Consider the following 10,919-nt stretch of genomic DNA (forward strand, 5'->3'; position numbering starts at 1 on the left):
GCCGGCGGGGGGGGGCGGGGCCCCCCCCCCCCCCCCCCCCCCCCCCCGCGCCGCGCCACCACGCCCACCACCGTCACCTGGTCGTCGGCCAGGCGGCGCTCGAAGGCGCCCATCGCCGCGCGTTCGAAAACCGCGCCCAGCAGCCACGCGGCCGCCAGCGAAGCGATCGCGATGCCGGCCACGCTGGCAAGCAGCAGGCGGCTGCGCAGCGAGCGCAGCATGGTCACGGCGCGTCGCGGAGCACGAAGCCCTGACCGCGCACGGTGTGCAGCAGGCCGGGGCCGAGCTTGCGGCGGATTCGCCCGATCAACACGTCCAAGGCATTCGAGTCGGGGTCGAAGCCGCCCTCGTAGACATGTTCGCCCAGCGCCCCCCGGCCGATGACCTTGCCCGGGTGGTGCATGAAATACGCGAGGATGCGGAACTCCTGCGCAGTCAGCGCCAGCGGGTCGCCGGCCAGGCTGAAGCGACCGGCGTTGACGTCCAGCGCCAGCGGGCCGCACGCCAGCCGCGGATGCGCGTGCCCGGCGCTGCGCCGGATCAGAGCGCGAAGACGAACGATCAGCTCCTCGAGCTGGAAGGGCTTGGTGAGGTAGTCGTCGGCACCGGCGTTGAAGCCCGCCAGCTTGTCGTGCCAGCGCGAACGCGCCGTCAGCACCAGCACCGGGAAATCGCGGCCCGCATCGCGCCAGCGCGCCAATGCCGACAGGCCGTCCATGCCGGGCAGGCCCAGGTCGAGTACAGCCGCATCGAAGTCCTCGGTCTGGCCCAGGAACTCGGCCTGGCCACCATCGGCCACCGCGTCCACCGCGAAGCCCGCTTCGTGCAGCGCCGCAGCGACGCGCTTGCGCAGGGCCGCATCGTCTTCAGCCACCAAAATCCTCATCAGTCCTCGTCCTCGTCGTCGAACTCGGACTCGATCAATCGGCCACTGCGCGCGTCGAAAGTCAGTTCGACCACGCGTCCGTCCTCACGCAGTATCTCGATCTCGTATTCGCCATCGTCCAGCTCCACTTCCAGCACGTCGCCCGGATGCTGGCGCAGCGCATCGGCCAGCAGGCGCTCGAGAGGCAACAGCTCGCCGCTGCGAACGCCCTCGCGCGCGCGCCGCGATCCCTCGTCGGCCGGCGCCACCAGCGGCAGCAGCAGACCGGCGGCCAGGGCGACGCACGCGAGCGGGGGAAGCATCCTCTTCATGCGCACAGCATGCCAGCGGCGATTAACGCTTCCATGAACGACTGCATCATGGCCCCGTTAATCGCGGTGCGGATAGTGGGCGGCACCGGGACCTTCCCGCCACCGTCCACCCCCAAGGAGTCACCCATGAAGACCACCACGATCGCCCTCGCCCTTGCCCTCTCGCTGGCCGCCGGCAACACCGTCGCCCAGACTGCGAACGGCCCCGACGATGTCATTCGCCAGCTCAACGCGGCCGGGTACAAGGAAGTGCGCGACATCGAGTTCGACGACGGCCTGTGGGAAGCCGAAGTGCGCAGCCGCGATGGCCGCTGGCACGACGTGGCCGTGGACGCGGCCAACGGCGAACTGATGGACGACCGCAGCGGCCGTGCGCTGCTGCCGGCCACACGCGTGGTTGCCGACCTCACCGCGGCCGGTTACCGCGACGTGCACGACCTGGACCTGGACGACGCCGTCTGGGAAGCCGACGCGATCACCGCCAGCGGCCAGCGCGTCGAGCTGCGTATCAACGCCCATACCGGCAAGCTGCTGTCCGAGTCCGTGGACGACTGATCCCCGGGCGTCCGGCTGTACCCCGAACGGGCCGCCCATGCGGCCCGTTCGGCTGTCCAGCGCTTGACTGGCCGTTTTCCCACTGGCCGGGCTCAGCCCGGGTCGCGCCGCAGCGTTCCGAACAGCCAGTCGCCCAGCGGGTAGGTGATGTTGAAATTGCAGTGCGCCATCCGGCGCGGGTCGTGGTGGGTGCGGTGCAGCCAGCGCAGGTGCTGCACCAGGCCCAGCCGCGCCAGCCGGTGCGACGGCGGCAGGTGGTAGGCGGCGTGCAGGAACTCATAGTTCAGGAAATAGGCCAGGCCCGAGGCGATGAACAGCCAAGCCACGTTCGCCGACAGCAGCCAGTCCAGCACGAACCACACCGGCACCCCGAACAGCCCGAAGAAAAACAGCACCAGCACCGGCGGGAACAGCAGCGCGCGGAAATCGCGGCCCGACTCCACCGGCATGGCCTCATGCGTGAAGAAGCGATGGTGCTGCCCGGCGTGGCGCCGGTACACCAGACCCAGGCCCGGGAACGGCCGGTGCATCGGGAAACGATGCCCGAAATACTCGGTGAGGTTGGCGTACACCAGCGACAGCGGCGCCGCCAGCCACTCCAGCGGCTGCACCGCCTGCAGCTGCAGCAGGCAGGCCACCAGCACCGCGCCGCCGACGCCGAAGGTGAAAAGAGCATGCGCCCCGCCGCGGTAGCCGGCCGGGATGAAGCGCGCGCGGTACTCGGCGCGGAAGCGCGCCACGCCCTCGGGCAGGACCAGCGGCGTGGCAGTTGGGTCGGACATGAAGGCGTGGCCCAGGGGTCGGCTTGCGCCAGAATAGCGCCATGGCCCCGCCCCGCAAGATCGTGCACGTGGACATGGACGCGTTCTATGCGTCGGTGGAGCAGCGCGACGACCCCGCCCTGCGCGACCGGCCGGTGGTGGTGGCCTGGCGCGGTGCGCGGTCGGTGGTGTGCGCGGCCAGCTACGAGGCCCGCACGTTCGGCATCCGCTCGGCCATGCCGGCCCTGCGCGCCGAGAAGCTGTGCCCGCACGCCGTTTTCGTGCCGCCCGACTTCGCGCGCTACAAGGCGGTGTCGCGCCAGGTGCGCGAGATCTTCTCGCGCCACACCGACCTGATCGAGCCGCTGTCGCTGGACGAAGCCTACCTGGACGTCACGTCCAACAAGCTGGACCTGGCCAGCGCCACCGCCGTGGCGCAGGCCATCCGCGACGCCATCCGCACCGAGACCTCGCTTACGGCTTCGGCCGGCATCGCGCCGAACAAGTTCCTGGCCAAGATCGCCAGCGACTGGCGCAAGCCCGACGGCCAGTTCGTGGTGAAGCCGGACATGGCGCTGGCCTTCCTGGCGCCGCTTCCCGTGGGCAAGCTGCCGGGCGTGGGCAAGGTGATGGAGGGCAGGTTGGCGGAGCTGGGCATCGCCACCGTGGGCCAGCTGCGCGGGCACGGGCTGGCCGACCTGGAGCGACGCTTCGGGCGCTGGGGCCGCCGCCTGCACGAGCTGTCGCTGGGCGTGGACGAACACCCGGTGGAAAGCGAACGCCCCACCACCCAGGTGTCGGCCGAAGACACGTTTGCCAGCGATGTGCCGCTGGAAGCCACCACCGGGGCGATCGAACACCTGGCCGCCAAGGCCTGGGCCGCCGCCCTGCGGGAGACCGACCGCAGCGGAAGGACCGTAGTGCTCAAACTCAAGACCTCGGACTTCCGCATCCTCACCCGCAGCCTGACGCCGGCGCGCCCGCCGGCATCGCTGGCCGACGTCATCGCCATCGCTCTGGAGCTGCGTTCGCGGGTGGAGCTGCCGGCGCGCGTGCGCTACCGGCTGGTGGGCGTGGGGCTGGCCAACTTCCGCCGCCACGACGAACTGCCGCCCCAGGCCAGCCTGTTCAGCGATTGACGCCCAAAAAGAAAGGGCCGGCATGGCCGGCCCTTCCTGGGGTGCTTGCAGCAGGGATCAGTAGTAAAGGCCGTACAGGATGTCGCGGATCAGGCCCGATGCGATGGCGACCAGCACCACGTCACGGTCCACGCGCACCCAGTGGTAGCCGTACGGCGGCGGCGGCAGCCGGTAGGCGTTGTAGTCCACGTAGTAGTTGCGGCCGTAGTAGGACGGCGGCAGGTGATTGCCTACGCGCCACTGGTAGGAACGGTAGCCACGCGGATAGACGTAGCGCACCGGGGCCCGGTAACGGTACTGCGGATACCAGTGGTTGCCGTTCCAGCGACGGTCGTTGTGGCGCACGTAGCGGTTGTCACGACGGTCCTCGCGCCAGTCGCGGCGATCATCGCGGCGATCTTCACGCCAGTCGCGACGGTCATCGCGACGGTCGTCGCGGCGATCGGCACGCCAGTCGCTCCGGTCGTCGCGGCGGTCGTCACGGCGGTCTTCGCGGCGATCGGCATACCAATCGCTCCGGTCGTCGCTCCGGTCGTCGCGGCGGTCATCACGACGGTCTTCCCGACGGTCTTCGCGACGGTCGGCACGGCCATCGGCACGCAAGTCGCGGCGATCGTTCTGCACGGGCTGCGGTGCCTGGGCGATGGCGGCCTGCGCCGGCGTCACGCGATAGGCGCTGATGCCGTTGCCGCTTCCATCACGGCGCGCGACACGGCTCTGCGGGGCAATGGCCTGAACCGGTTCACCGGTGTTGTCGGCCTGCGGATCGCCGCGGCGCTCACGCCGTTCGCCGCGCTCGCCGCGGTTTCCGCGCTCACCGCGCTCACCCGACTGGCCGGAGAATTCCCGATCGCCGCGGCGCTGTTCCTGGGCCTGGGCGGGCAAGGCAGTAGCGCCCGCCAGCAGCAGGGAAAGGGAAGCGAGCATCAACTTGTTCATTGTCCACCTCGATTTCTGGGCCGTGGCCAGCGCTCTGTCCACGGCGCGGATCATCGCTCCCGGGCATCTGAATTCGTGTTGAACGCTGCCCGGGCCGCGCAGCGCCGTTTGCCTGCCAGTCAGCTGCCGACGGCCCCCGGCCTGGGCTAGAATTCGGCCACTGCCACACAGAAGCCGCCAGCATGCCCTCCTTCGACGTCGTCTCTGAAGTCGACAAGCACGAACTCACCAATGCCGTGGACACCGCCAACCGCGAGCTTTCCACCCGCTTCGACTTCAAGGGCCAGGACGCCAGCTTCGAGCTGGACGGCTTCGTGGTCACCCAGAAGGCGCCCAGTGATTTCCAGCTCAAGCAGATGCTCGACATCCTGCGCGGCCGGCTGGCGGCCCGCGGCATCGACATGCGCTGCATGGACGCCGCCGAGCCGGAAGTGAACCTTGCCGGTGCACGCCAGAAAGTCACCATCAAGCAGGGCATCGAACAGAAGCTGGCCAAGAAGATCGTTGCCAGCCTCAAGGAAGCCAAGCTCAAGGTCGAGGCCCAGATCAACGGCGACAAGCTGCGCATCACGGGCAAGAAGCGCGACGACCTGCAGGACGCCATGGCCCTGCTGAAGAAGACCGACCTGGAAATACCGCTGCAGTTCGACAATTTCCGCGACTGAAACGGGTGCGCCGGGATCCGGCGCCGGTTTCAGCTAACGTCGCCGCCGAACAGCCGCGCACGATCGGCCTCGTCCAGCATCCGCCACTCCCCTGCCGGCAGCCCGTCCAGCCCAAGCCCGCCCAGCGTGTGGCGATGCAGGCTGTGCACGTGGTTGCCCACGGCGGCGAACATGCGCCGGATCTGGTGGTAGCGTCCTTCCACCAGCGTGATGCGCGCACGGCGCGCGTCCAGGGGCTCGATGAGGGCGGGCGCCAACGGGGTTTTCTCCGATTCAAGCATCAGCGTGCCGCTGCCGAACACTTCGGCCTCGTCACCGCGCAGGTCCGAGCCCAGCACGGCTTCATACACCTTGGGCAGCTGCGCCTTGGGTGACGTGATCCGATGCAGCAGCGCGCCGTCGTCGGTCATCAGCAGCAGGCCCGAGGTGTCGCGGTCCAGGCGGCCCACCGTGGACAGCAGGGGGTCGCGCAGGCGGTAGCGCGGCGGCAGCAGGTCGTACACCACGCGGCCGGGGTCCTTGGTGGAACAGGTGTAGCCGGTGGGCTTGTGCAGCATCAGCAGCAGGCCCTGGGGCGGATCCAGCGGCTCGCCGTCCACGCGAACCCGGGCGTGTGCGACGGCGTCGTCGGCGTAAAGCACTTCGCCCCCGTCGTCGGTGATGCGGCCCTCGCGGAACATCAGCGTCACCTGCTTGCGGCTGCCGTAGCCAAGGTTGGCGATCAGCTTCACCAGCTTCATTTTCCCGACTCCTTGATGGCTTCAATCACCTTGAAGCCCGCGCCCTCTCGGACGGTGTGAACCCGCGCGAACCCTTTGGAAAGCGCAGCCTCGTAAGGCAGGTGCCGGTTGGCCACCAGCCAAAGCCGCCCGCCCGGGCGCAGCGCGCCCTGCGCCGCGGCAATGAAGCCCAGGCCAAGGCCCGGATCGTCGGCGCGACCCTGGTGGAAGGGTGGATTGCTGACGATGGCGTCGTAGGTTTCCGGCAGGCCGGTGGTGACGTCATGCCAGTGGAAGCCGACCGGCACGCGGGCGGCGGCGAGGTTGTGGCGCGCCAGCGCCAGGGCGCGGGCTTCGGCTTCGTACAGATCCAGCGCCGTGACCGCGGGGCACCGGGCCAGCACTTCGCTGGAAAGATAGCCAAAGCCGGCCCCGAGGTCAGCGCAGCGACCGGCCAGGTCAGGCGGCAGGCAAGAGGCCAGCAGGGCCGACGCGGCGTCGATGCGGTCCCATGCAAACAGGCCGGGGCGGCTGAGGAAGCGCCCGTCTTCAATCGGGCGCGGCGCGTCCAGCGCCAGCCATTGGGCCAGCAGCGCCTGGTCCACCGCAGCGTCCAGCGGCGCGGTCCAGCACACGCGGCAGTGCCGCTTGGACAGGGAATGAAGCGGTCCGGCCAGCTGGGCCAGGTCGGCCTGCATCGAACGCGCGCCTTCGTTGTTGGCGGCGCAGGCCACCACCACCCCTCCGGGCGCAGCCTGGGCCACGGCGCGCGCCAGCAGCGCACGCGACTCCATCCGCTGCCGCGGCGCCAGCAGCAGCACGCGTTCGAAGCGCCCCGCCTCGGCGTCAACCGCGCGCTGGCCTGAAGCCGCCAGCGCATCCGCCCAAGGCTTGAAGCTCTGCTCGCAGACCAGGACCTGGCCGCGCGCGGCATCCAGCGCGGCGCCGGCGCGCGCGCGCAGGAACAGGGTGCCGCCCCCGTCACGCGGCCACGCAACGGCCCCCGAAACCAGCGGCAGGAACAGGGTTTCGAGGGCGGGGTCGTCTGCGGCCGGGGCCAAGGGCATGCTCGCCGGAAAGGAAGCGGCGATTTTAGCCCGCCGCGCCGGTCAAGCGTTGGCTGGCCGGAGGGCAAGCACCCGGTTGCGGCCCTGGCCCTTGGCTTCGTAGAGCGCCATGTCCACGGCGCGGTAAAGACCCTCGCCGTCGCCATGCACCGGCGCGTCGAACTCCCCCAGGCCGATGCTGACCGTCACGGTGATGCGCTGGCCGTCGCAGTCCAGCGGTCGCAGCACCAGGTCATGGCGAAGCGCCTCGCCGGCCGCGAGCGCTTCGGCCCCGGTTCCCTCGAACAGCACGCCAAACTCCTCGCCACCCAGCCGCGCCAGCAGGGCCCGCTGTGGATCGAACGCACGCTGCATGCGATCCGCCAGGGCCTTCAGGCAGGCGTCGCCGGCCACGTGGCCATGGCGGTCGTTGACCTGCTTGAAGTGGTCCACGTCCAGCATCAGCAGGCAGAACGAGGGCCCGCCCTGCTGCGCGCGCTCGGCCAACTGGTCCAGGCGCGCGGTGAAATGCCGGCGGTTGAAGACCCCGGTCAGCGCGTCGGTGCGGCTGAGGTTTTCGTACAGGTCGCGCTGTTCACGCAGCTCCAGGTCCAGCCGCAGGCGCCGGCTGTACTCGGCGTGGCTGCGCACCAGTGCGCCGGCCAGGTACAGCCCGTAGAACGACACCGCCAGCGCCAGCGCCCGATCCTCCGGCTGGCTCCACAGCACGACCAGGGTCGGCACGAACAGGACGCAGACGCCCACCGCGGCCAGGTGGCGCACGGTGGAATACACGTTGGCGAACACGGTGGCGTAGCCGATGGTCGCGATCAGCGACACCATGCGCGTTTCGCCGTCAAAGCGCCCCTCCAGCAGGATCCAGGCCTGCACGCCCGCCCACAGCGCCGAAGCCAGCGGCAGCACCACCGCGAAATGCAGCAGCCAGCGCCGATAAGCCGCGGCGTTGCCCTCGGCCGGCGGCCGCATCCACAGCCGCAGCCAGGCCAGCACCAGGAAACCCGCGAAGATCGCCAGCGCCACCCGTGGGGCAAACGCCATCACCCCGCCCAGCCAGGCGATGACCGCCCAGCCAAACAGATAGAGAAACCCACCCACCTTGGACAATTGGTAGGTGTCGCCCACGACCTGCCGCAACCGCCAGTCGGCGGTTTGGCTGTCAGGCAGGCCGGGGCCTGCGCGGCGGTCGGATGCTTTCACGCGTATCGGGTCCGCGGTTCGGGGCTTGCCGCCCCTGCGGCCAGCCCTTGCCGCCACAGTCGGCCAGCGCCGGCATGGCGTCAAGTCGGAGCCGGGCCTTCACGCGCCCGGGGTAAACGGGCAACACTGGCGCGCCCAAACTGCGAGACTCCTCCACGATGCTGATCGCCTCTGCCCTGCTGGCCACCGTGCTGGCCGCCACGCCCGCCGACCTCACCCCGATCGAATGCAAGGCCTGCCCGGGCTGGAACAAGCCGCGCGCGCCGTTCCTGCTGCACGGCCGGAGCTGGTACGTCGGAACGGAAGGCCTCAGCGCGGTGCTGGTGGACACGGGCGACGGCCTGGTCCTGATCGACGGCGCGCTGCCGCAGTCGGCGCCCCTGATCGCGGCCAACGTGCGCTCCCTGGGCTTCGCGCTCGAGGACGTGCGCTGGATCCTCAATTCGCACCCGCATTACGACCACGCTGGCGGCATCGCGGCGCTGCAGCGCATGAGCGGGGCGCGGGTGGCCAGCACGGCCCGCGGCGCGCAGGCGCTGAAGCTGGGCAACGCGCCGCATGACGACCCGCAGGTCGGCTACGGCCCGCAGGCCAACGCCTTCCCGCCCGTGGCCGAGGTCACCGTGCTGGCCGATGGCGACACCCTCGCCCTGGGCACGGTCACCCTGACGATGCACGCCACACCCGGCCATACCCCCGGCGGCAGCACGTGGACCTGGCGCAGCTGCGATGCGGGCGACTGCCGCGACCTGGTGTATGCCGACAGCATTACGGCGGTGTCGGCCCCCGGCTTCCGCTTCAGCGACGACGCGGCCCGCACGGCCGAGTTCCGCGCCACGCTGGCGCGCATGGGCGCGCTGGACTGCGACCTGGTGGTGTCCGCGCACCCTGGCCCGCCCCGGCTGTTCGAGAAGGCCGCGGCGCGCGACGCCGGTGCAGACGAGCCGGCCTTCTTCGACTCACAGTCCTGCCGCGACTACGCCGCGTTCGGCAGCCAATGGCTGGACCAGCGCCTGGCGGAAGAAGCCACGCGCACCGACTGAGTCGCCGTGCTCAGCCGCTGGCGTCGGCGTCGGGTGCCGGATGGGACTGCCATTCCAGCTGGCGGTAGTCGAAGCCCTGGGCCAGCCGTGGCTTCACCACCTGGAAGAACGGCGACACGTCGAAGTCGCGCGGCGCGTAAAGGCTGTGGTGGCGGATGAAGAGGATTTCGCGGGCCGCGCGCCGGGCCCCCTTCGAGTCCGCGTCCACCAGCGCCACCTCGGGCAGGATCGGATAGCGGATCGACTCGAACGCCTGTGCCAGCAGGGTCGAACAGATCGCCTTGGTCGGCTCGCCGCTGCCCAGCGACAGCATCCGCCGCTTCATCGAACCCGGCACCGGCGGGGTGCGGATGAAGTACCGCGCCAGGTCGAAGATGTTCTTGAGGTCGTAGGTGATGCCCTTGCGCGAAAGCATGAACTGCACCAGCGCCTCCACCTCGGCCTCGCCCAGCCCCACCGGCCGGCAGATGCGCGTGTGCAGGCCGGCGAAGGTGCTCAGCGGGATGGTGCGCACGCCCTCCACCACGTCCACGTCCACCAGCAGCCTGGGCTCTTCGCCGGGCGCCGGCGGTCCCAGCGTGTCGCCGATGTAGAGCGCGGCGTGCGACCAGGTGGACTGGGTGAGGTACTTGATGGCGCTGGCGAAGCGGCTGCTGCCCTCCACCAGCACCACGTCGCCCTTGCGCAGCGTGGCCGCGAACTGGGCGACCGGGCTGGTCGGGATATGGCTGTTGCGCTCGCGCGGCTTGGCCAGGAAGGCCGCGATCCGGCGACCCAACGATTGCAGCGGCGACATGCTGGCTCCCCGGCCCAGGTCAGGCCAACAGCCTAGCGCAAGCGGCCGGCGCGGGCCGTCTCAGTCCACCGGGCGCTGCCCCGCCAGCAGTTCGCGCAGCCCGGCCAGCTTGGCCTTCACGCGGGCGGCGCGGTCGGGGCCCAGGCGCCACAGGGCCTTGTGGCCCACCGAAGCGGACTCGCGCCGCGGATCGGCGAAGGCCAGGCGCGGAGTGCCGTCGATCGGCACCAGCTCAATCGGGCCGGTGAACTCCGGCGCGGCCAGCAGGTGGTCGATCACCTCCACCAGGCGGTCGTTGAACTGCCGGTCGGGCACGCCCAGGTCACGATAGGCCTGCTGCAGCAGCGGATAAAAGCGCACGTATGCCGACACCAGGCGCCTTGAATCGAGCGCCTCGAACAGGCGCACCGCCGGCTCGTAGCGCGCTGCGTTGGCGTCGTCCAGCCAAAGCCGCGAATCGGCCTGAGCGACCGCCAGCGGGCCGGCGACGGGCCGGGCCACGTAGATCTGCTGGGTCAGCGATTTGCGCGGCAGTGCGTCCACGGTGGCCACGAAGCGCGGCAGCAGGAATTCCGGGCGCAGCCACGGACCCAGGTCGCCGCCCACCGCTTCGGAAAGGGCGGCCAGCGCAAACGCATCACTCTGGTCCAGCAGCGGCAGCGGCTCGGTGGGCGCATCGGGCAGCACGGGAACCTGTGCGATGGGATGGCCAGGCGGCGCGGGCAAAGCGTCCGGCGCCGCCCCCGCGGGCCCCGGCCCGTAGCCCGGTTCCCCCCGCCCCGCCCCACCCCCCGCGCAGGAGTGGCCCAGCCGCGCCCCCCCGCCCGCCCCCGCGCCCCCC

13 protein-coding genes and 1 pseudogene are annotated in these 10,919 nt (G+C 70.5%); 4 read left to right on the forward strand and 10 right to left on the reverse strand.

Annotated features, from left to right (window positions below; all coding sequences use genetic code 11):
• From K0M70_RS01815 to K0M70_RS01825, 3 genes and pseudogenes are all read right to left on the reverse strand, one after another.
• Positions 1 to 227: pseudogene (locus tag K0M70_RS01815) on the reverse strand (hypothetical protein); the annotation flags it as partial.
• Positions 224 to 886, reverse strand: a complete 663-nt coding sequence (locus K0M70_RS01820) for a response regulator transcription factor (RefSeq protein ID WP_290778506.1) — start codon at positions 884 to 886, stop codon at positions 224 to 226. The pseudogene K0M70_RS01815 and the gene K0M70_RS01820, both read right to left, overlap by 4 nt.
• Positions 886 to 1,197 carry a PepSY domain-containing protein gene (locus K0M70_RS01825; protein ID WP_290778509.1) on the reverse strand — a complete coding sequence of 104 codons (312 nt, stop codon included), beginning with the start codon at positions 1,195 to 1,197 and terminating at the stop codon, positions 886 to 888. Before K0M70_RS01825 ends, K0M70_RS01820 begins: the two co-directional genes overlap by 1 nt.
• Positions 1,198 to 1,323: 126 nt before the next feature.
• Here K0M70_RS01825 and K0M70_RS01830 point away from each other — a divergent pair, with 126 nt between their 5' ends.
• Positions 1,324 to 1,752, forward strand: coding sequence for a PepSY domain-containing protein (locus K0M70_RS01830; RefSeq protein WP_290778511.1), 429 nt, complete (start codon positions 1,324 to 1,326; stop codon positions 1,750 to 1,752).
• Positions 1,753 to 1,844: 92 nt separating this feature from the next.
• Here K0M70_RS01830 and K0M70_RS01835 read toward each other — a convergent pair whose 3' ends face one another.
• Complete coding sequence (locus K0M70_RS01835) at positions 1,845 to 2,534, reverse strand: sterol desaturase family protein (protein WP_290778514.1); 690 nt, start codon at positions 2,532 to 2,534, stop codon at positions 1,845 to 1,847.
• Between the two features lie 41 nt (positions 2,535 to 2,575).
• On the opposite strand from K0M70_RS01835, the gene dinB reads away from it, so the two are divergent.
• Positions 2,576 to 3,652 (forward strand): DNA polymerase IV, encoded by a 1,077-nt coding sequence (gene dinB / locus K0M70_RS01840; RefSeq protein ID WP_290778517.1) that lies wholly within the window; start codon positions 2,576 to 2,578, stop codon positions 3,650 to 3,652.
• Positions 3,653 to 3,709: 57 nt separating this feature from the next.
• On the opposite strand, the gene K0M70_RS01845 is transcribed toward dinB, so the two are convergent.
• Positions 3,710 to 4,579: an RcnB family protein gene (locus K0M70_RS01845; RefSeq protein WP_290778520.1), complete on the reverse strand. Its 870-nt coding sequence runs from the start codon at positions 4,577 to 4,579 to the stop codon at positions 3,710 to 3,712.
• A 194-nt stretch (positions 4,580 to 4,773) separates the two neighbouring features.
• Here K0M70_RS01845 and K0M70_RS01850 point away from each other — a divergent pair, with 194 nt between their 5' ends.
• Positions 4,774 to 5,256 (forward strand): YajQ family cyclic di-GMP-binding protein, encoded by a 483-nt coding sequence (locus tag K0M70_RS01850; RefSeq protein ID WP_290778522.1) that lies wholly within the window; start codon positions 4,774 to 4,776, stop codon positions 5,254 to 5,256.
• 29 nt (positions 5,257 to 5,285) lie between these two features.
• Here the strand turns inward: K0M70_RS01850 and K0M70_RS01855 are convergent, their stop codons facing one another.
• Genes K0M70_RS01855 through K0M70_RS01865 form a run of 3 tightly spaced genes read right to left on the reverse strand, consistent with a single transcriptional unit; the run spans position 5,286 to position 8,239 of the window.
• On the reverse strand, positions 5,286 to 5,996 hold the full coding sequence (locus tag K0M70_RS01855) for a pseudouridine synthase (RefSeq protein WP_290778525.1): 711 nt from the start codon (positions 5,994 to 5,996) through the stop codon (positions 5,286 to 5,288).
• On the reverse strand, positions 5,993 to 7,036 hold the full coding sequence (locus K0M70_RS01860; protein ID WP_290778528.1) for a class I SAM-dependent methyltransferase: 1,044 nt from the start codon (positions 7,034 to 7,036) through the stop codon (positions 5,993 to 5,995). The genes K0M70_RS01855 and K0M70_RS01860 overlap by 4 nt, the downstream gene beginning before the upstream one ends.
• 48 nt (positions 7,037 to 7,084) lie before the next feature.
• Positions 7,085 to 8,239 carry a GGDEF domain-containing protein gene (locus K0M70_RS01865; protein WP_290778531.1) on the reverse strand — a complete coding sequence of 385 codons (1,155 nt, stop codon included), beginning with the start codon at positions 8,237 to 8,239 and terminating at the stop codon, positions 7,085 to 7,087.
• Between the two features lie 158 nt (positions 8,240 to 8,397).
• Between K0M70_RS01865 and bla the strand changes: the two genes are divergently transcribed.
• The gene (gene bla / locus K0M70_RS01870) at positions 8,398 to 9,282 is read left to right on the forward strand and encodes a subclass B3 metallo-beta-lactamase (protein ID WP_290778534.1); all 885 of its coding nucleotides are present in this window, start codon (positions 8,398 to 8,400) and stop codon (positions 9,280 to 9,282) included.
• A 10-nt stretch (positions 9,283 to 9,292) separates the two neighbouring features.
• Here bla and K0M70_RS01875 read toward each other — a convergent pair whose 3' ends face one another.
• Both K0M70_RS01875 and K0M70_RS01880 read right to left on the reverse strand, forming a co-directional pair.
• Positions 9,293 to 10,078: a YiiX/YebB-like N1pC/P60 family cysteine hydrolase gene (locus K0M70_RS01875; protein WP_290778537.1), complete on the reverse strand. Its 786-nt coding sequence runs from the start codon at positions 10,076 to 10,078 to the stop codon at positions 9,293 to 9,295.
• Positions 10,079 to 10,138: 60 nt separating this feature from the next.
• Positions 10,139 to 10,804: a DUF3014 domain-containing protein gene (locus K0M70_RS01880; protein ID WP_290778539.1), complete on the reverse strand. Its 666-nt coding sequence runs from the start codon at positions 10,802 to 10,804 to the stop codon at positions 10,139 to 10,141.
• Between the last annotated feature and the right edge of the window lie 115 nt (positions 10,805 to 10,919).

Source organism: Arenimonas sp. (assembly GCF_019459675.1).
Lineage (GTDB): Bacteria > Pseudomonadota > Gammaproteobacteria > Xanthomonadales > Xanthomonadaceae > Arenimonas.